Here is a 19,965-nt window from a genome sequence, read left to right on the forward strand (position 1 = left end):
GGGAAGCAAGGAACTAAAGAAAAATGACCGAGTTTTAAGGACGGCAAATATTATAGAAAGAACCCGGTATTGGCAAGCGGTATTTGGCTAATAATGAAACAGTTTTTCTTTCGCCATCTAGCCATCTGATAAACCAATGAGTTCTGCTATTGCAGCCTAAAAAGAAACGCTCACCAACAAGAGGCGAGCGTTAATAAATTCATAGACTTAAAGTCGTTTAACTCTTTATATAGCAAGTACCTCTAAACAACATAGAGGCACACAACTAAACCAAGCGTGACTGAGTCAAATGTTGCTGAACCTAGGTTTACTGAGCTAAACGCTGACGTACCGCTTCGAACAGACAGATGCCCGATGCTACTGAAACGTTCAGGCTCGACACGCTACCTGCCATTGGGATCTTAATCAGATCATCACAGGTTTCACGCGTTAGACGACGCATACCGTCACCTTCAGCACCCATAACCACAGCAAGAGGGCCTGTTAACTTCGCTTGGTAGATATCATGCGTTGCTTCACCTGCGGTACCCACAAACCATACACCCTGTTCTTGCAGTGCACGCATTGTTCGAGCGAGGTTGGTTACACGTACTAGAGGAACGGTCTCAGCCGCACCACACGCTACCTTGCTTACCGTTGCTGTTAGCGGCGAAGAGCGGTCTTTCGGTACGATAACAGCAGCAACACCCGCGGCATCCGCATTACGCAGACAAGCACCTAGGTTGTGAGGGTCTGTTACGCCGTCTAGAACCAACAGCAGAGGCTGTTCGTGCTGCGCAAGGATATCGTCTAGGTGAGTTTCATTAAGCTGCTTAGCAGGCTTCACCTTAGCAATAAGACCTTGGTGATTCGCACCTTGTGCTTTTTCATCAAGCGGCTTACGACCCATTTGTTGAATCGATACACCAAATTGCTGCAATTGATTCAGTAATGGAAGCAGGCGATCGTCTTGACGACCTTTCAGTACATACGCTTCAATAAAACGCGCTGGATCTTTTTCTAGTACGGCTTTCACCGCGTGAATACCGTAAATAAATTCGTTACTCATTGTCTCTGGTTACTCTTATTGCTCAGAGGTGAATGTCATCAAACCCGATGCACCCATCTCTGTATTGTTTATTTCGAGAGCATGCATCTTCCGCCTGATACTCTCGCATTTAAATTCGTTAGACGTTTAAGCGCTACTCGTCACTGTAATGACGATAGCTTAAGACTTATCAGCCTTTGGCTTACGGCTTGCTGCGCGCTTTTTCTTCGCACGAGCTTTAGCAGCACCAGTTTTATTCGCTGGCTTTTTCTTCTTAGATGAACTTTCGCTACTTCCATCAGGTCGCTTAGTTGGTTCAACTAAAGGCGTTGCAGGTACACCCGGCTTATTGCTCTTCACCGCTGAACGCTTCTTGCTTTTCGCCTTTTTCATCGCTTCAGCAGCACGCTTCTTGGCTGTTTTACCTTTACCACGCGGCTGACGATCGGTGTCTTCTAAATCAAAGTCGATTTGACGAGTTTCTAAGTTAACCGCAGAAACCTTCACTTTAACCGAATCACCCAAGCGGTAGATATTACCTGAGCTTTCACCCACTAGACGCTGACCAACAGCATCAAATTGGTAGTAGTCATTCGCTAGCGCAGAAATATGTACCAGACCATCGATGTGCAGTTCCGTTAGACGCACAAAGAAACCGAAGCCAGTCACGTTGGCAATCACGCCATCCATCACTTCGCCAACATGGTCTTGCATGTATTCACATTTCAGCCAGTCGTTCACTTCACGTGTAGCATCATCAGCACGACGCTCAGTCATTGAACACTGTTCGCCGTAGAAGTCCATATCATCGAAAGTGTAGTGGTAACCACCGGTTGGCGTCCAACGCTCGCTGTTACGACCTTCTTCTTTCGCAATAAGGTACTTAATTGCACGGTGCAATAGTAAATCTGGGTAACGACGAATTGGCGAGGTAAAGTGAGCATAGCGCTTAAGAGCTAGACCAAAGTGACCCGCGTTGTCCGCGTTGTATACCGCTTGTTTCATTGAGCGCAACAGCATAGTTTGGATTAACTCACGGTCTTCACGTTCGTTAATCTGCTGCATCAGTTGTGCATAGTCTACCGGAGATGGCGACAGGCCACCCTCCAGCGTTAAACCTAGTTCACTTAAGAAGCTCTTGAAGCCCATTAAGCGCTCTTCACCCGGAGTATCGTGAACACGGTATAGAGCCGGCTCTTTCGCTTTTTCTACGTAAGATGCCGATGCGATATTCGCAAGAATCATACATTCTTCGATGATCTTGTGTGCATCGTTGCGGATTACTGGCTCAATACGGTCAATCTTACGATCCGCATTGAAGATAAACTTAGTTTCTACCGTTTCAAATTCAATCGCACCACGTTCGTCACGCGTTTTCTTAAGCACCTTGTACATCTTATGCAGTTCTTCAAGATGTGGTACTTCTGGTTCGTAACGTTCACGTAATTCTTCATTGCCATCTAAGATCGCGCCTACTTTGTTATAAGTAAGACGAGCATGAGAATTCATGACTGCTTCATAGTGCTTGTAGCCTGACAGTTTACCTTTGTCTGAGATAGTCATCTCACACACCATACACAAACGGTCGACTTGAGGGTTCAATGAACACAAACCATTTGAAAGGACTTCTGGCAGCATTGGGACAACTTGTGACGGGAAGTATACCGAGTTACCACGGTTAATCGCTTCTTTGTCTAGCGCTGTCTCTGGGCGAACGTAGTAACTTACGTCAGCAATCGCTACCCACAGGCGCCAGCCGCCGCCTTTCTTCGCTTCACAGTAAACCGCATCATCGAAGTCACGCGCATCTTCACCATCGATAGTCACCAATGGCAATTTACGCAGGTCAACACGTCCTTCTTTTGCTTCTTCAGGAACATGCTCACCGAGGTTTACGATTTGCTTATCTACCGCTTCAGGCCACTCTTGTGGGATCTGGTGAGTACGGATCGCTATCTGCGTTTCCATACCCGGAGCCATATTCTCACCAAGAACTTCGGTCACTTTACCCATCATGTTACGAGAACGACCACCACGGTCCGTAATTTCAATCACAACCACATTACCCATTCGAGCACCGCCTTTATGCTCCGTTGGGATCTGGATGTCGTGACTAATACGCGAATCATCAGCAACCACATAAGAATGGCCGTACTCTAGGAAGAAGCGACCAACAAGTGGCGTTTTACGCTCTTCAAGCACACGAACCAAACGGCCTTCACGACGGCCACGCTTACTGTTGTCAGTCGGCTGAACCAATACATAATCACCGTGCATGATGGTTTTCATCTGATGATGCGGCAGCACGATATCATTGTCTTTACCCACACTGCCGTCTGGGCGTACCCAACCATGACCGTCTTTATGACCAATCACAAAGCCTTTAATCAATTCCATCTTCTCAGGCAATGCGTAACACTGACGACGGGTAAAGATAAGCTGTCCATCACGTTCCATTGCACGTAAACGACGACGCAGCCCTTCATATTGTTCCTCTCCAGCCAAACCCAAAGCTTCGAATAGATCGTTGCGGTTCATAGGAGTATTCGCGTCTGTTAGAAACGAAATAATGAACTCACGGCTTGGTACTGGGTTTTCGTAATTTTTCGACTCTCGGTCGGCAAAAGGATCAACAGTGGTTGTCGCTGTCGTGTTTTCTGACATTGGTGTGTTTTTTGACATAGGCGGGCCTGCTTAAGCAAGGAAGGTATATTACCCCTAGTATATCTGATGCTAGAGGTAAGCTACAGATATGCTTTGGAAAAGCCTAAAATAACCTAAGATTGATACATATCTTCACTTTGTGAAACATCACTTCATAGACGCGGACTATCATCAAAATTTCAAGCAAACGATAAAACAAACGTTTGCGCCATGAATGAAATACACTATTATCCACACACTTTAACAACACCTGTTCTGAGTATTGATATGAAACTAAAACGCACCCTATTGACTTCAGCGATGGCAAGCCTAGCTCTATTTCCATTTGCGAGTTCAGCAATGGAAAAAGCTGACCTGATGATAACCGATGCCATGGTTCTAACCATGAACCAAGACAAAACGGTTTACGAGAGCGGCACTGTTGTCGTCAAAGACAACAAAATCATTGCGGTTGGCGATGCTTCACTAGAGAAGCAGTACCAAGCTAAACAAGTGCTAGACGTTGATGGCGATATCGTAATGCCAGGTCTCATCAATACTCATACTCACGTATCCATGACGGTTTTCCGTTCGTTGGCCGATGATGTGCCTGATCGCTTGCACCGCTACATCTTCCCACTTGAAGCTAAGTTAGTGTCTCGCGATATGGTTCGTATAGGCGCTAACCTTGGTAACGTTGAAATGGTAAAAGGTGGCGTAACTACTTACGCTGATATGTACTACTTTGAAGACGAAGTCGCTAAAACTGTTGATAAAATTGGTATGCGCGCAGTATTAGGCGAAACAGTAATCAAATTCCCAGTGGCTGATGCAGCAAACGCGGAAGAAGGTATTAAATACGCATTGAACTTCATTGAAGAATATAAAGATCACCCGCGTATTACGCCTGCATTTGCTCCTCACGCCCCTTACACAAACACAACCGAAGTCCTTCAAAAAGTAGCAAAGCTTTCTCTAGAACTTGATGTTCCAGTAATGATTCACTTAGCTGAATCTCATCGTGAAGAAGAAAAAATTGCAAAACGAGCTGAAGGTTTATCTCCGGTTCAATACATGGACAGCATTGGTGCACTAAACAAAAACTTAGTTGGCGCACACATGATCCTAGTAGACGATCATGATATCGAGCTAGTGAAAAAATCAGATATGGGCGTGGCTCACAACATGAGTGCCAACATCAAGTCAGCAAAAGGCGTGTCACCTGCGCTTAAGATGTATGACGAAAATGTACGTATCGGTTTAGGTACTGATGGTCCAATGTCTGGTAACACATTGAGCACCATTGATGAGTTCAACCAAGTCGCTAAGGTTCACAAATTGGTGAATAAAGATCGTGCTGCAATGCCGCCGATCAAAGTGATCGACATGGCAACAATGGGCGCAGCAAAAGCACTACACATGGAAGATAAGATCGGTTCTCTTGAAGCAGGCAAACTAGCCGACATCATAGTGATCGATACTAAAGCGCCAAACATGATTCCGGTCTACAACCCATACTCTGCATTAGTTTACTCAGCTAACTCGGGGAACGTTCGTCACACCATCGTTGATGGCAAGATCATCATGCAAGATCGCGACATGCTAACGGTCGATGAAGATCAAATTCGCCAAGAAGCACTCGATTTCACCAAAGTCGTTCGTAAGACGGTAATTGAATCTGGTGAAGTTGTTCAGTAACGTCATCGAATGAAATAAACGGCTTTCCGTTCAGATCAAAAAAGGCCTCATAGGTATTTACCTATGAGGCCTTTTTATATCGATATCTTTCTCGATCAAGATAGATGGTTAACGAGTGCAGTCGTTAACCATCAACCTTAATTAATAATTGTAATTACCAGAACACGTCTCGACGTTTTGCTCGAGCGATAATGTTGTCTGGCATTCTCCGCTCCAAACCGCTTCGAAGCACAGTTATACGCTTATGTTGCCTTTGATCCGCTGTCACCGAGTTGTATAACCAGCGATAAGCATCCTCATAATCTAACGGGCTACCGTAATCACGTAGCAAGAGTTCCGCTAAGTGGATACTTGCACTTAAGTTACCCATCGAGGCGGCTTCACGTAAATACGGGATCGCACGCTCTTTGTCTTGTTGCACCAAAGTGCCAAGAGAATAATAACGTCCTAACTGCTCGAGTGCCGCTGGTAAACCTTGATGTGCTGCGTTTTCCATATAGTAAAGGCCAAGCTCTACATCTTGCGGAACACACACACCCCAAGCCAACATATCACCGTATAAAAACTCATAAGAAGGCAAGCTAATACGCGTTGCACGAGCAACGATATCTTCAACTAACTGGCACTTATCAGCTTTCACTCGCTCTAGGTGTTGATTATTCTCGATTAAATTAATCAGTTCAGCTTCTGTATATATTGGAACGGGCTCTCCCACATCAGCCAAATCTGCATGACTCAAGGGTGAGCTCAGCGCCACTATCAATGAAGCTGCTACAATTCGTAGCTTCATACCTGCACTCTATTATCTGTCGTTAAAGCTATCTATTGAGGGCAGCAGACGATTTCTGCACGCACCAAAATAGGGTGAACTTCACTTTCCATGATATCTGTATCGGCAATAACCTTGACGGCTTTAGACAAAACTTGCCGCTAATGGGCAATATTTTGCCATATGGAGTTCAAAAGATCATCACGAGCGGCTTAGTTTTCAAATTGCAGGTATTAAAAAGCCGACTTAACAAAGTCGGCTTTTAGAAAACTATTTCATTATCAAAGTACTTTAATTACCTCAGTACGCTTCGTGCTGTGGTAATCACTCAGCTGGGCATTATGCGCCGTATGGGTGAACCTTGATGATAGTTTCGTTACGATCTGGGCCAGTTGATACGATATCAATTGGAACGCCAGTTAGGTCTTCGATACGCTTGATGTAATCTAGAGCAGCTTGTGGAAGCGCGTCGATAGATTTAGCACCAAATGTGTTTTCAGACCAACCAGGCATTGTTTCGTAGATTGGCGTCGCTTCTTCGAATGACTCAGCAGCCATTGGAGAAACTTCTAGGATAGAACCATCTTTCATCTTGTAACCAGTACAGATTTTTAGTTCTTCTAGGCCATCTAGAACGTCTAGTTTAGTTAGACACATACCAGATAGAGAGTTGATTTGGATTGCACGACGCATAGCAACAGCATCGAACCAACCTGTACGACGTAGACGACCAGTAGTTGCGCCAAACTCGTGACCAACATCGCCTAGGTGCTTACCGACTGGATCTTGCTTCTCAAGGCCATCGTATAGCTCAGTTGGGAATGGACCTGAACCAACACGAGTACAGTAAGCCTTAGTAATACCAAGGATGTAACCGATGTGACGAGGACCGAAACCAGAACCTGCAGCAACACCACCAGCAGTCGTGTTAGAAGACGTTACGTATGGGTAAGTACCGTGGTCGATATCTAGTAGCGTACCTTGAGCACCTTCAAACATGATCTTGTCGCCGCGCTTACGTGCTGCGTCTAGTTCGTCAGTTACGTCGATAACCATCGCAGTTAACATGTCTGCGTAGCTCATCGCTTGCTCAAGTACTTCTTCGTAGCTTACTGTTTCAGCTTTGTAGAAGTGCTCTAGTTGGAAGTTGTGGAATTCCATAACTTCTTTTAGCTTCTCAGCAAATGCTTCTTTATCGAAAAGGTCGCCAACGCGTAGACCGCGACGAGCAACTTTATCTTCGTAAGCAGGACCGATACCACGACCTGTTGTACCGATAGCTTTAGCGCCACGAGCGATTTCACGCGCGTTGTCGATAGCAATATGGTACGGAAGAATTAGAGGACAAGCTTCAGAGATGAAAAGACGCTCACGCACTGGGATACCGCGTTCTTCAAGAGGCTTCATCTCTTTAAGAAGTGCGTCAGGCGATAATACAACACCGTTACCAATAACACATTTAACGTTATTGCGTAGGATGCCTGATGGAATTAAGTGAAGAACGGTTTTTTCACCGTCAATTACAAGTGTGTGACCTGCATTGTGACCGCCTTGGTAGCGAACCACGTATTTTGCATCTTCAGTTAAAAGGTCAACGATTTTACCTTTACCTTCATCACCCCATTGGGTGCCTAGAACGACTACGTTATTTCCCATCTTTCCAATTTCTGTTGCTAATTAAAAATGGATTCTAGCACTGAATCACACTTCTTGCAGTCACTTTTTGTTCATAAACGTTAACACTGTACAAAAATAAACCAGCGATAACTGAGGGCGAATGTGTAAAGATGCTGATATCATTGCATTTTATAGACAAAAGGCAGAACCATGTCTCAATCAATTTGGCTCGCTATTGGGCTCGTTCTTATCGCTGAAGGGCTCGGCCCCTTGATTGCACCTAATGGCTGGAGAAACATGGTCGCGCAACTGAGCGAGCAACCAGACACCCAACTGCGCCGTATTGGCGGTTGTCTTGTGGTGGCTGGTGCCGTTATCGCTTTCATGACCTACCGTTAGGTTTTCTCAAAGTACGGAGCTGTCACTACGACTTCCCTCGAAGATTCAATGGTCACCTGCAGTCTTCTACGAATAGAAAACAAAAAGGCTCCCATTATGGGAGCCTTTTGATTTTTAGGTACTTCGCTAATTTAATGAATTAACGAATCAGCTTATTTTGCTGGAGCACCGCTTGCTTGATTCATGTATTGGAAGAAGTCAGTCTTCGGATCCAGTACTAGAATGTCGCTCTTATCGCTAAATGATGTCTCATAAGCTTGCAGTGAACGCATGAAGCCATAGAACTCAGGGTCTTTGCTAAATGCATCAGAGTAGATCTTCGCTGCTTCTGCATCAGCATCACCACGAGTCACTCGAGCAGTACGGTCAGCTTCAGCAAGAACAGTCGCGACTTCTAGCTCAGCTTGAGCACGGATAACTTCTGCTTTCTCACGACCTTGTGAACGGTGTCTACGAGCAACCGACTCACGTTCTGCACGCATACGGCGGTAGATAGATTCACTGATTTCGTCAGGAAGGTTAATCTTCTTCATTCGGAAATCAACAACTTCAACACCTAAATCAGCCATCGCACTTTCTGCCGTTCCAGACAAAACGTTTTCCATGATCTTATCGCGTTCGCCATCAACTTCTAGTGCTTCTGCAGCCGCTACCGTTGTGACAACTTCGCTATCAGCAGAGTCTGGCAGGATGTCCTTATTACGAGGGCCTGATACGATCTGCTTAATTTCACGAGAACCAATTTCAGAACGAAGAACATCTGTCACTTTACGCTCAAGAAGTGCTTCTGCCGTCATGATATTGCCGCCGCCGGTACTCAGATAAAAACGTCCAAAATCAGCAATACGCCATTTTGCGTAGGTATCAATTAGAACGTCTTTTTTCTCTGATGTTACGAAACGGTCAGAACGACCATCCATCGTTTGAATACGAGCATCAAGTACTTTTACGCGATCAAACATCGGCAGTTTAAAGTGCAAGCCTGGTTCATAGATTCGTGATACGCCGTTGTCATCGAGAACTCGACCAAAACGAATTACCATGCCACGTTCGCCTTCTTGAATCACAAATAGTGACATCAATAGAAGGGCAATCGTCACAACTAATACAGGGATCATTAATTTACGCATTATTAGTATCTCCCTTGACGTGAACTGTCTGAACGAGTTTGAGTGCTAGACTTTGGATCGGCTTGAGTTTCTAACTCAATTTGATCGTAAGTTGATGATGTTTTTGCAGGGCGAGTGCCCGACTGAGAACCACCTTGTGCGCCTAGCTTATCAATTGGTAGGTATAGCAAGTTACCGCTTGATTCAGAATCAATCAGGACTTTCGATGTGCTTGAGTACACTTTTTCCATTGTATCAAGGTACATACGGTTACGTGTTACTTCAGGAGCTGCTTGGTATTCAGGTAGCAGTTTCTCGAACTGAGCTACTTGACCTAGAGCACCATTAACTGTGCGCTCTGAGTAACCCACCGCTTCTTTCTTCAAACGCTCAGCACGACCTGTTGCTTTTGGAAGAATGTCATTTCGGTAAGCTTCAGCTTCACGCTCGAAACGCTCTTCATCCTCACGAGCCGCGATAGCATCATCAAATGCATCTTTCACTTGCTCTGGTGGACGTGCTGACTGGAAGTTCACGTCAACAATCAGAATACCCATGTCGTAGCTATCAATAATACGGTTCAACGTTTCTTGAGTGCTTTGACGAATCTGCTGACGACCACTTGTCAAGATACTATCCATTAGTGAGTCACCAATTACCGCACGAAGCGCAGAATCGGTTGCTTGGCGTAAACTGTCGTCTGCATTCGTTACACGATACAAGTATTTGTATGGGTCAGAAACACGGTATTGAACACCCATTTCAACGGTCACAACGTTTTCATCTTTCGTTAGCATGGTGCCAGCAGCACGTAGAGAACGAATCGCTTGAACGTTTACCAGTTGCTCATCTTTGATTTCATCGATAAAGCGTGGGTGCCAGTTAAGACCAGGTTCCTCGATACGGTCGAACTGACCCAGTCGAAGTACTACTGCTCTTTCTGCTTCGCCAACGGTATAGAAACCCGCGAAGAACCAGATAGCAATCGCAATGACAGCAATGACACCAAAGCCAATCGCACCGCCACCACCAATAGATGGCCCGTTACCGTTGCCACCTTTTTTACCAAACTTGCCACCTAACTTTTGACTTAGTTTACTAAACACTTCGTCTAAGTCTGGCGGTCCTTGATCTCGGCCGCCGCGATTATTGTTCTTACCCCAAGGGTCGTTATCGCGGCCGTTATTATCGCCGTTGTTGTTATTTCCAGGCTCATTCCACGCCATTAGAAAGCTCCATCATTTGATATGACGTTATACTGTAGCAGTCTCTTTGGTAACGATAAAGCCACCTAAGAGCGCCCCTTCTCTTTTTTCAAGTTTAGACCAATCTATTTGTTGCATTCGGATATCTATCAACAAGTTACCATTTTCATCATACTCTTCTTGTTGAATACATTTCATCTCAAAGAATAAGCTACGAATACGGCCCTGATGTTGATGTGGAATACACAACCGGAATTGAACCATCTGGCTAGCTAAACGCTCAGTTAAAGCTTCAAACAGCAGTTCAATACCTTCTCCTTCCATTGCAGAAACCCAAACAGCGCGAGGTGCGCCCTCTTCGTCTCTTTCAATTCGAGGTTTTTGGTCTTCCATGCAGTCAATTTTGTTCATGACTACAAGGGTTGGCACTTCATGAGCATCGATTTCTTCTAATACTTCATGAACAGCCTGAATGTTCTCACGAAAACGGTCATCACTGGCATCAACAACATGTAACAAAATGTCAGCTTCCTGCGTCTCTTGTAATGTTGCCTTGAACGCAGCGACCAAGTCGTGTGGTAGATGACGGATAAAACCTACGGTATCTGCGAGAATTGCAGGCCCGACATCTGCCAAATCAATCTTACGTAGTGTTGGGTCTAGAGTTGCAAACAGTTGGTCTGCCGCATAAACACCAGCACTTGTGATGCGATTGAAAAGTGTTGATTTCCCTGCGTTGGTATAACCAACCAAAGAAATTGTTGGGATTTCAGCTCGATTACGAGCACGTCGCCCTTGTTCACGCTGCTTAGCGACTTTCGCTAAACGACGTAGTATTGCTTTTATACGGTCACGCAACAAACGGCGATCGGTTTCCAGTTGAGTTTCACCTGGACCACGAAGACCAATACCACCTTTCTGCCTTTCAAGGTGAGTCCAACCACGAATCAATCGAGTAGAGATATGACGAAGCTGAGCGAGCTCAACTTGTAGCTTACCTTCATGAGTTCGCGCACGTTGTGCAAAGATATCTAAGATCAAACCCGTGCGATCAATCACACGACATTTACACAATTGCTCGAGGTTTCGCTCTTGGGCAGGAGAGAGGGAGTGGTTAAAAATCACAATTTCAGCACCGGTTAGCTGAACAGCTTGTGCGATTTCTAGGGCTTTACCTTCTCCAACGTAGTATTTAGGGAGTGGGGATTGTCGGCTACCAGTAATCACTTGTAGCGTTTCTACCCCCGCTGAGGAGACCAGCATTTCACATTCGCTTAGGTCTTCCCATTCTCCCTCTTGCGTGAAGTTGATATGAACAAGTACGGCTCGCTCGCCGGATTCATAACGGTCAAACAAGCAACCAACTCCTTATTACAGCGCAAGCTGTATCAATTGAACGATTAATCTTCAGTCTTCTCAGGACGATCAGATGGCGTGCGTTGCTCGCCGCTGTGGTGACTCACTGCGCGAGCAGGTACCACAGTAGAAATCGCATGCTTGTAAACCATTTGGTTTACTGTGTTCTTCAATAAGATCACGAATTGATCGAAAGACTCGATCTGACCTTGCAGCTTAATGCCGTTAACAAGATAGATAGAGACTGGAATGCGCTCACGACGGAGTGCATTTAGGAATGGGTCTTGTAGCGATTGCCCCTTAGCCATTTTATTTTCCTTATTTGTATTTTGTTGTAATTATTTAGCTAGTGGTGCACAAAAAGGTGCGGCCTTTGCATCTGAGCTAAATGAATAAAAAAACTCCGTTGTTATTGAAAGGCTGTGATTTTTTAAAAGCCTCAATAACGGATCCTTTCCAGAGTATATTCACGCAAAAGCGATCACATTATACACAGCAATACTAATCAGATGCTATTGCATCTGAAAGAGTTTCTAACGCTTGATCAATGTTTTCGCTATCTAACCAAGTTAAATCATCCCAACTGCGCAACCAGGTGATTTGTCGCTTGGCCAACTGACGGGTTGCACAGACACCACGGAAAACCGCTTCGTCTAAATCACAATTACCGTCTAAATAATCCCACATCTGCCTATAACCAACGCATCGGATCGATGGCAGTTCAGGGTGAAGATCTTCTCTGGCGTACAACGCCTTCATTTCATCTTCAAATCCCGCTTCTATCATCTTCTCGAAACGCAGCTCAATGCGGCGATGGAGTTCAGTCCTTTCCTTGGGAGCTATTGCAAATTGTTTTACACGAAATGGCAGGCTATCGCCTTTCGTTTGAGTTAGCTCTGTTAATGTTTTACCCGAAATTCGGTAAACTTCCAATGCCCTTGAAAGCCTTTGTGGATCATTTGGGTGTATTCTTTCAGCGGATACGGGATCTATCTCTCTTAATTGATCGTGCAATGCCTGCCAACCTTGTTCGATAGATTCCGCTTCAATCTTCTTACGAATCTCTTGATCCGCGGCGGGTAGTGGCGATAAACCTTCCAACAATGCCTTGTAGTAAAGCATTGTGCCACCAACAAGTAGCGGGATTTTACCTTCCGCTACAATCTTATTCATTTCACTGATCGCATCACGACGAAAGTCAGCCGCAGAATACGCTTCGCTTGGATCGAGAATATCAATCAAGCGATGAGGCGCGAGCGCGAGCTCTCCTGCATCCGGCTTAGCAGTACCAATATCCATGTCTTTGTAGATTAGCGCCGAATCGACACTGATGATCTCTACCGGGTATTTCTGACGCAAGCGGATAGCTAAATCTGTTTTTCCTGATGCCGTTGGGCCCATTAAAAACAACGCTAAAGGTAATTTTTCAGTCATGATATTTTGTATTTATTTCTCTGTTAGAGCACTTAATTAAAAGGCTTCATGTCGCGATACTCTTGTCTACTAAGAAAAGCCTCATCGCAACAGTTAAATCGTAAACAGCCGAAGCCGTAAATAAGCTTAATTTATCTAAAACTCAGCTGTGAAAATTCACCTGCAAACTAAGCCATAAAAGCAGCGATGGTTGCAGAAAAGTCGATAGGATTAACAAACTCTGGATCATCTAATGGAAGTAGACCATGCCAAAGTTGTTCAAGTTCCCCAACTAGTTGAACCGCTTCAGATAAAGTGTAGTCGCTTTTTACTTGTGCCGTTTGAATCCCGATCCAGTTAACCAATGATGGCAACAGATCGCTGGAAACATTAGCCGAGTGATTATCAACAATCTGAGCGTTTAATGAAGCCGCGTAAGATAACAGATCTGGGATCAAAATTTGTAAGTTTTGCTGCCTTAAAGGAGAAGGCACGCCCATCACCATTACCGCCTCGCTGTTTCGCGCCTTAAGCTCAATCCCCAGTAACGCCAAAGTTTGACTCAGCGCCTTAGCAACTTCGACAAGTTCACTGCCCAGCTTAATCGATAAGGGCACCAATAGTGGCTGGCTTTTTAACGCGCCCCCTCGAGTATCAAGCTGACCAACAACACGCAATAACTCAGCCTTAGCCAAAGAAACCAACACACTGCCGTTCTTATTGCCCATCACCAGATATTGACGTTCCACAATCGAGACCGCTTTACCCAAGTCCGTTACAGGTGCTCTTGGTTTCAAGTTAACGGGATTCTGTTGAGAAGGCTTAGCTTCTTTGTCTATGTTATCTCTGGTTTCTACTGGTGCCACGTGCTCTTGAGGAGATGATGGCTGTACAACTTGATCATCAAAATCTGGCGTTTTCAGAAGCTCTTTATAGGCCTTCACTTCTCGCTTAGATGGAGCAGGTTCACCATGATGTTGGTGCGGCTCTTTTTCTTTTTTAGGTTCAGGTCGAGACTCTATCCACTCTTGGCGAGGCGAGCCTGTAAAACTGGTTTCGCGATCCGACGAGCCTCTGCTAGACGATGAACCTCGGTTAGCTGGTGAGCTATAACGCTGCCCACCATCATTAACGCTGTGCTGAGGGTTATCATAAACCTGTTCAGATTCGGCTTTTCTTGGGTAGGCTGGCGTTTGCTCAATAGCATATCTTTCACTATCAGATACTTGAGGTTGTTCTGAACTGCTCGGCATTATGCTTTCAGGCTCTGAGAAACTGGCAATCTCTCCGATACCCGGATTCGAGCTACCTTGCTGATGATGCATCACTTCTGACTGATGAAACGCAGACTGCTTGATCGGTGCTGCATCAATTTGTTTGCTTTGGGCTAAGCCATCACTCAAGGCTTGGTAGATAAAGTCGTGTACAAGGCGGGCTTGATGAAAACGCACTTCATGTTTTGCAGGATGAACATTCACGTCCACCTGATGTGGGTCTAGCTCAATGAACAACACATACGTCGCGAATTGGTCGGGGCGCAAGCTAGTTTCGTAGCTTTGACGAATCGCATGATTGATCAGCTTATCGCGCATCATACGACCATTCACATAACAGTATTGCAGATCGCTTTGTTGTCTTGCTCCTTCAGGCGTGGTGATCCAACCATGAAGTTTTAAGCCTTGATGCTCAAGTTCGATCTTAAGCATATGGCGAACAAAAGGATTGCCACATACTGCTGCGATGCGCTTTTCGGCTTGAACTTGTGTTTTTGCAGCGCGGTACTGACGAATCATTTTACCGTTATGACGAAGGTTAATCGTCACATCAAAACGGCTCAATGCAATGCGTTTAAGCAGCTCATCGATATGCGTGAATTCAGTTTTCTCGGTGCGTAAGAATTTACGTCGTGCCGGAGTATTGAAGAACAGATCCAATACCTCAACCGAGGTGCCAATGGGATGCGCTGCTGGCTGCAGTTTCACCTGCATATCACGACCTTCACTATGTGCAGCCCAAGCTTGATCCTGAGTCGTAGGACGTGAAGTCATAGTTAGGCGGGCAACAGAGCTAATACTCGCCAGTGCTTCACCTCGGAAACCTAGGCTGACGATCGCTTCAAGGTCATCAAGAGTATGAATTTTAGAGGTAGCATGACGGCTTAATGCCAAGGCAAGCTCATCTTTAACAATGCCCTTGCCGTTGTCACGAACGCGGATCATCTTAGCGCCACCTTTCTCGATATCGATATCGATACGTGTCGCACCAGAATCCAAACTGTTCTCAACCAACTCTTTCACAACAGAAGCAGGTCTTTCTACCACTTCACCCGCTGCGATTTGGTTAGCTAGCCGAGCTGGCAGTATTTTGATCGTCATATGTATAGCTACCTTACTGCCATTTATAGAAGCACTTCTCGCGTTTGAGATTGCTTCTATGCTCTAAACATTACTTCAACATTAGCCAACTATTTGTGCGGAATAATCAGCACTTGGCCAATGGCCAACTCATCGGAACGTAGTTTGTTTGCTTGACGGATACTGTTGACGCTCACGCCATATTTCGAAGCAATCTTGCCAAGATAATCGCCTCTTGCGACTTTATGTTTACGTAGAGGTATATCTTTTACTTCAACCGTAATACGTAACTTTTGGCCTACTCTCACGGTTTCTGATTTCAAGCGGTTCTCACGTTTAATGCTTGCTACCGATACTTTGTAACGGCTAGCTATCTTGCCTAAGTACTCTCCAGACTTAACCGTGTGTGTCACCGTTTTACGGCTTGTTGTGGTAGCCGCTTGTGAACCCGAGCTTGGAATTTTTAGAATTTGCCCTACCGCTAAGCTCGTCGACTTCAAACCATTCAACTTCACTAATGCTTGTGTAGACGTGCCGTACCTCTTCGCAATCACAGACAATGATTCACCACGCTGTACTTTGTGCTGACTGGTAGAGTTAGAAGATGCCGCCGCGTTAGAAATAACAATCCCTTCTGGTGGATTCGCTTTCAAATATTTAACGACCGCTTTGGTCACAGCTCGCGCAAGTTTGTCTTGATGCGAACGTTGGAAAAGAAGCTTCTCTTCGGTCGGATTCGAAATAAAGCCCGTTTCTACAAGTACCGATGGAATTTGTGGTGAACGTAACACTGCCAAGCTGGTGTTAATCGGCTTACTGTTATGCAGTTTTGCGACCTTACCCATTTCAGAGAGAATGGTCGTTGCCAGTTTATAGCCCTCTTTTTGAGAGTGGCTAAACTGCAAATCAAGCAGGGTTTGGTTGACGTTTTTATCTGCAATATTGCCAGTAAACGCAGCACCGCTGCCGCCCAGCAATTCTGACTGCTTCTCTTTGTTCTCAATCCAACGGGAAATCTCAGTATTTGCCCGTCGAGTATTCAACACGAACACCGAACCACCTCTTGGTTGAGGCGTCGTAAAGGCATCGGCGTGAATAGAGATCAAGAGGTGTGCTTCGTTCTCACGAGCAATTGCAACACGTCTGTTCAGGTTTACAAAGTAATCAGCATTACGTGTTAAACGCGTTTTGATTCCTGGAACTGCATTTAACTGCGCAGCGATCTTTTTCGAAATACTAAGAGTCGCATTCTTCTCATATTTACGAGATGGGCCAATGGAACCAGGATCTTCACCACCGTGGCCTGGGTCAATCACAATCAGAACATCACGCTGACGCTTAACTTGATTGAGGTTCTTACTCACTGTTGGCTTACTCGGCGTTGATGTTGCTTTGCCTTTACTTGCCGCACCATGAGGCAAGTCGATCACCAAGCGATGTCCGTACTGACCACCAGGAGTCGGACTGAGTTTAAACAACTCTGCTTTAGACGACTTCTTTAACTCAAAAACCAAGCGATAGGTGTTTTTGTCTGGCGGTGAGCTTTTACGAATCTTAGATAGAACGGGGCTGTCTTTCACCACGACAGGTAACTTAGTTGCAAGGTTGGTCTTTTTTAAATCAACAACCAAGCGACTCGGGCTACTCAGGGTGAAATAGCTGAAATCCGCTTCTGATTTTAAATCGATAACCACACGAGTTTCTTCTGGAGAAGGCCAAACCCTTAAACTCTTTAGTGAGTTTGCAGAAACAAGTGAAGAAAACAATATAGAAAAAACAGCAGCCAACATAGCTACTGCTGAAATAAGGCGTCTAGAAATCAACATAACTCCAACTGACTAAGTAAGCGCTGTCCGTATTCACTGTTAGCGGTTAAAGAAACAATGCGGTGATCGTCTTGGTAACGAATATCAATATCCAAATCAGCTTCTGGTAGCATTCCATAACCTTTCTCTGGCCATTCAACCAAACAGATAGCATCTGGCGTGAAGTAGTCACGAATCCCCATAAACTCTAATTCTTCAGGATCGGCTAGGCGATAAAGATCAAAATGGTACACCTGCCAATCGGCAAATTGATAAGGTTCAACTAGAGTATACGTTGGGCTCTTTACATTTCCTTGATGGCCAAGTGCTTTTACAAAACCACGACTGAAGGTCGTTTTACCTGCGCCAAGATCACCATGCAGATAAATAGTTGTCTGCTGTGAGCAAAGATTAGAAAGCTCCGTTCCTAATTGAATCGTTGCTTGTTCATCTTTCAAAGTAAATTGTTTCGTGCTCATGAATACGTTCTCTAAAAATCGATCGTTGACTATATAAAAATCAAAAGAACAAGAATAGTAAACCGTGATGCTTTTGGGAGACAAGCACTCAAGTGTAAGTTCTATGAAAAATACTGATCAAAACACGTCTGTTCTGGTCAATACCACTAAGATCCGTTAAGATCCGCCCCCATTTTTGCCGAACCTAATTTTAATTAGCCTTATCTCTAATTGTAAAACAGAGAAAATAAGAATTAAGAATGAAGCCATGAATCTAGACCATCTTGCTGAAAAAATTAAAATCTGGGGAAAAGAACTCGGCTTTCAAAAAGTTGGCATCTGCGATGTTGATTTAAGTGAACATGAAGCCCCTCTTCAAGCATGGCTAGATGCTGGCAACCACGGCGAAATGGATTGGATGGCTCGACATGGGATGATGCGTGCTCGTCCCAATGAACTTCACCCAGGCACCATTCGAGTGATCAGCGCCCGAATGAACTATCTACCACCAGAAGCTCAGTTTGCCTCTAACCTAAGCGATACCACTCAAGGTTATATCAGCCGTTATTCTTTAGGCCGCGATTATCACAAATTGTTCCGCAACCAGTTGAAAAAGCTGGGACAAAGAATCGAGAAGGAAGTCGAAGGTTTAGACTCACGTCCTTTCGTAGATTCAGCGCCCATCTTGGAACGACCGCTCGCTCAAAAAGCAGGGTTGGGCTGGACAGGTAAACACTCATTAATTCTTGATAAAGACGCTGGCTCTTGGTTCTTCCTAGGAGAATTGTTAGTTAACATACCTCTTCCAACAGATGAACCCAGTGTCGATGAGTGCGGCAAATGCACCGCATGTATCACCTCTTGTCCAACGGGCGCCATTATTGCTGATGGCGTAGTGGATGCTCGAAAATGTATCTCGTACTTAACCATTGAATATGATGGTGTGATCCCGGAAGAGTATAGAGACGCAATTGGTAATCGTATTTACGGTTGCGATGACTGTCAGTTAGTTTGCCCGTGGAACCGCCATGCCGAACTCACTGAGCAAACAGACTTCCACCGCAGAGAAGACTTCCGAGAGGCAGACCTTGTTTCACTTTCAAGTTGGGATGAAGCGACCTTCCTAAAGAAGATGGAAGGCTCAGCGATAAGACGTATTGGACACACCCAATGGTTACGCAATATTTTTGTTGCTATGGGCAATGCGCCATTTCAACAACGCATTGTTGAAACACTGGAATCTCATCGAGGCAACAACGAAATGCTGGATGTGCATATTGAGTGGGCTTTAAATAAACAACTACAACAGTTACCCAATGCTAGCAGCATGCAAGAAGATAGCTCTACGCAGAAAAATAGCTGTGTGCAAAAAAATAGCAGCAAAATCCTCACCAAAAAGCACAGGCTAATACGCATCGTTGAGAAAGGGCTACCAAGAGACGCCTAGCCCCTTAGCCATCAACGATTGGCAGGTCAACCCACACCAACAACCCACCATACAACACAACTCGTTGCACATAATTTTCGAACAATGTTTGACCTTGTTCTCAATTCTAACAATGTGGAAAAAATTCAGAACTCTCGTAAACTTCCGACACCCACGTAAAGTTAAACACAGTACCGATAAATGATTAAGATCAAAAAACAACAAGTTAACGATCTTTTATCAAATTCAAGGTAAGCATTCAACCTGATAAAAAACAATGAGTTACGATCGGCACAATTCAGCTAATATACTGAAAACAAGAAAGATCTTTTAGAGAAATGTAAAGAATTAGGTCTGAAATAACTTTATCAACCAAGTTATCCACACTTAATACTTTGTGGATAAGTCTGTTTATAGATATGAAAAACCTCAAGTATCTGCTTCAGAGACCTGATGTTTACTAGCATTCTTGTTGCTAACAAAAATTTAAGACAAAAAAATATCCACCATAATGGAGGATTATTTGCTTTTTGGGGGGATTATGCTTCGCAGCATTAAAGAAAGAGCGTGACCGGTAAGGTCGTCTTTAAACACTGTGGCTTAAAGAGTTTTGTTTACCATGAAAAGTAAACTGGAGCGATACATCGGGTTCGAACCGATGACCTCAACCTTGGCAAGGTTGCGCT

Annotated in this window: 15 protein-coding genes; 3 read left to right on the forward strand and 12 right to left on the reverse strand. The window is 44.8% G+C overall.

Annotation, left to right across the window (positions count from 1 at the left end; translation table 11 throughout):
* Window positions 1-307: 307 nt before the first annotated feature.
* Both rlmB and rnr read right to left on the reverse strand, forming a co-directional pair.
* Window positions 308-1,048 carry a 23S rRNA (guanosine(2251)-2'-O)-methyltransferase RlmB gene (gene rlmB, locus ACED60_RS21615; protein ID WP_009847889.1) on the reverse strand — a complete coding sequence of 247 codons (741 nt, stop codon included), beginning with the start codon at window positions 1,046-1,048 and terminating at the stop codon, window positions 308-310.
* Between the two features lie 159 nt (window positions 1,049-1,207).
* On the reverse strand, window positions 1,208-3,709 hold the full coding sequence (gene rnr, locus ACED60_RS21620) for a ribonuclease R (protein ID WP_371728447.1): 2,502 nt from the start codon (window positions 3,707-3,709) through the stop codon (window positions 1,208-1,210).
* A 249-nt stretch (window positions 3,710-3,958) separates the two neighbouring features.
* On the opposite strand from rnr, the gene ACED60_RS21625 reads away from it, so the two are divergent.
* On the forward strand, window positions 3,959-5,368 hold the full coding sequence (locus ACED60_RS21625; protein WP_371728448.1) for an amidohydrolase: 1,410 nt from the start codon (window positions 3,959-3,961) through the stop codon (window positions 5,366-5,368).
* 154 nt (window positions 5,369-5,522) lie between these two features.
* Here the strand turns inward: ACED60_RS21625 and ACED60_RS21630 are convergent, their stop codons facing one another.
* Both ACED60_RS21630 and ACED60_RS21635 read right to left on the reverse strand, forming a co-directional pair.
* Window positions 5,523-6,158 (reverse strand): tetratricopeptide repeat protein, encoded by a 636-nt coding sequence (locus ACED60_RS21630; protein ID WP_009847886.1) that lies wholly within the window; start codon window positions 6,156-6,158, stop codon window positions 5,523-5,525.
* Between the two features lie 318 nt (window positions 6,159-6,476).
* The gene (locus tag ACED60_RS21635; RefSeq protein ID WP_009847885.1) at window positions 6,477-7,793 is read right to left on the reverse strand and encodes an adenylosuccinate synthase; all 1,317 of its coding nucleotides are present in this window, start codon (window positions 7,791-7,793) and stop codon (window positions 6,477-6,479) included.
* A gap of 171 nt (window positions 7,794-7,964) precedes the next feature.
* On the opposite strand from ACED60_RS21635, the gene ACED60_RS21640 reads away from it, so the two are divergent.
* On the forward strand, window positions 7,965-8,153 hold the full coding sequence (locus ACED60_RS21640) for a DUF2065 domain-containing protein (protein ID WP_009847884.1): 189 nt from the start codon (window positions 7,965-7,967) through the stop codon (window positions 8,151-8,153).
* Between the two features lie 152 nt (window positions 8,154-8,305).
* Here ACED60_RS21640 and hflC read toward each other — a convergent pair whose 3' ends face one another.
* The 8 genes from hflC to tsaE form a co-directional block, all read right to left on the reverse strand.
* Window positions 8,306-9,283 (reverse strand): protease modulator HflC, encoded by a 978-nt coding sequence (gene hflC / locus ACED60_RS21645; RefSeq protein WP_009847883.1) that lies wholly within the window; start codon window positions 9,281-9,283, stop codon window positions 8,306-8,308.
* Between the two features lie 2 nt (window positions 9,284-9,285).
* The gene (hflK, locus tag ACED60_RS21650; protein WP_009847882.1) at window positions 9,286-10,488 is read right to left on the reverse strand and encodes an FtsH protease activity modulator HflK; all 1,203 of its coding nucleotides are present in this window, start codon (window positions 10,486-10,488) and stop codon (window positions 9,286-9,288) included.
* 27 nt (window positions 10,489-10,515) lie between these two features.
* A complete protein-coding gene (gene hflX / locus ACED60_RS21655; protein WP_009847881.1) occupies window positions 10,516-11,823 on the reverse strand; it encodes a ribosome rescue GTPase HflX in 1,308 nt (435 codons plus the stop codon).
* 44 nt (window positions 11,824-11,867) lie between these two features.
* Window positions 11,868-12,131 carry an RNA chaperone Hfq gene (gene hfq, locus ACED60_RS21660; protein WP_017059927.1) on the reverse strand — a complete coding sequence of 88 codons (264 nt, stop codon included), beginning with the start codon at window positions 12,129-12,131 and terminating at the stop codon, window positions 11,868-11,870.
* Between the two features lie 193 nt (window positions 12,132-12,324).
* On the reverse strand, window positions 12,325-13,257 hold the full coding sequence (gene miaA / locus ACED60_RS21665; RefSeq protein WP_371728449.1) for a tRNA (adenosine(37)-N6)-dimethylallyltransferase MiaA: 933 nt from the start codon (window positions 13,255-13,257) through the stop codon (window positions 12,325-12,327).
* A gap of 167 nt (window positions 13,258-13,424) precedes the next feature.
* Window positions 13,425-15,611, reverse strand: a complete 2,187-nt coding sequence (gene mutL, locus ACED60_RS21670) for a DNA mismatch repair endonuclease MutL (protein ID WP_009847879.1) — start codon at window positions 15,609-15,611, stop codon at window positions 13,425-13,427.
* An 89-nt stretch (window positions 15,612-15,700) separates the two neighbouring features.
* Complete coding sequence (locus ACED60_RS21675; RefSeq protein WP_009847878.1) at window positions 15,701-17,416, reverse strand: N-acetylmuramoyl-L-alanine amidase; 1,716 nt, start codon at window positions 17,414-17,416, stop codon at window positions 15,701-15,703.
* Window positions 17,410-17,874: a tRNA (adenosine(37)-N6)-threonylcarbamoyltransferase complex ATPase subunit type 1 TsaE gene (gene tsaE / locus ACED60_RS21680; protein ID WP_248395456.1), complete on the reverse strand. Its 465-nt coding sequence runs from the start codon at window positions 17,872-17,874 to the stop codon at window positions 17,410-17,412. The genes ACED60_RS21675 and tsaE overlap by 7 nt, the downstream gene beginning before the upstream one ends.
* Window positions 17,875-18,121: 247 nt before the next feature.
* On the opposite strand from tsaE, the gene queG reads away from it, so the two are divergent.
* The gene (queG, locus tag ACED60_RS21685) at window positions 18,122-19,300 is read left to right on the forward strand and encodes a tRNA epoxyqueuosine(34) reductase QueG (RefSeq protein ID WP_029222983.1); all 1,179 of its coding nucleotides are present in this window, start codon (window positions 18,122-18,124) and stop codon (window positions 19,298-19,300) included.
* Window positions 19,301-19,965 lie beyond the last annotated feature (665 nt).

This window comes from Vibrio sp. 1F279 (assembly GCF_041439815.1).
Taxonomy (GTDB): Bacteria; Pseudomonadota; Gammaproteobacteria; order Enterobacterales; family Vibrionaceae; genus Vibrio; species Vibrio tasmaniensis_A.

Bases quoted from the DNA above. Each gene is read 5' to 3' on its own strand.
- ACED60_RS21630 (WP_009847886.1), bottom strand. From the start codon at position 6,158: ATGAAGCTACGAATTGTAGCAGCTTCATTGATAGTGGCGCTGAGCTCA.
- ACED60_RS21635 (WP_009847885.1), bottom strand. From the start codon at position 7,793: ATGGGAAATAACGTAGTCGTTCTAGGCACCCAATGGGGTGATGAAGGT.
- ACED60_RS21640 (WP_009847884.1), top strand. From the start codon at position 7,965: ATGTCTCAATCAATTTGGCTCGCTATTGGGCTCGTTCTTATCGCTGAA.
- rlmB (WP_009847889.1), bottom strand. From the start codon at position 1,048: ATGAGTAACGAATTTATTTACGGTATTCACGCGGTGAAAGCCGTACTA.
- miaA (WP_371728449.1), bottom strand. From the start codon at position 13,257: ATGACTGAAAAATTACCTTTAGCGTTGTTTTTAATGGGCCCAACGGCA.
- hflK (WP_009847882.1), bottom strand. From the start codon at position 10,488: ATGGCGTGGAATGAGCCTGGAAATAACAACAACGGCGATAATAACGGC.
- rnr (WP_371728447.1), bottom strand. From the start codon at position 3,709: ATGTCAAAAAACACACCAATGTCAGAAAACACGACAGCGACAACCACT.
- mutL (WP_009847879.1), bottom strand. From the start codon at position 15,611: ATGACGATCAAAATACTGCCAGCTCGGCTAGCTAACCAAATCGCAGCG.
- hfq (WP_017059927.1), bottom strand. From the start codon at position 12,131: ATGGCTAAGGGGCAATCGCTACAAGACCCATTCCTAAATGCACTCCGT.
- queG (WP_029222983.1), top strand. From the start codon at position 18,122: ATGAATCTAGACCATCTTGCTGAAAAAATTAAAATCTGGGGAAAAGAA.
- tsaE (WP_248395456.1), bottom strand. From the start codon at position 17,874: ATGAGCACGAAACAATTTACTTTGAAAGATGAACAAGCAACGATTCAA.
- ACED60_RS21675 (WP_009847878.1), bottom strand. From the start codon at position 17,416: ATGTTGATTTCTAGACGCCTTATTTCAGCAGTAGCTATGTTGGCTGCT.
- ACED60_RS21625 (WP_371728448.1), top strand. From the start codon at position 3,959: ATGAAACTAAAACGCACCCTATTGACTTCAGCGATGGCAAGCCTAGCT.
- hflC (WP_009847883.1), bottom strand. From the start codon at position 9,283: ATGCGTAAATTAATGATCCCTGTATTAGTTGTGACGATTGCCCTTCTA.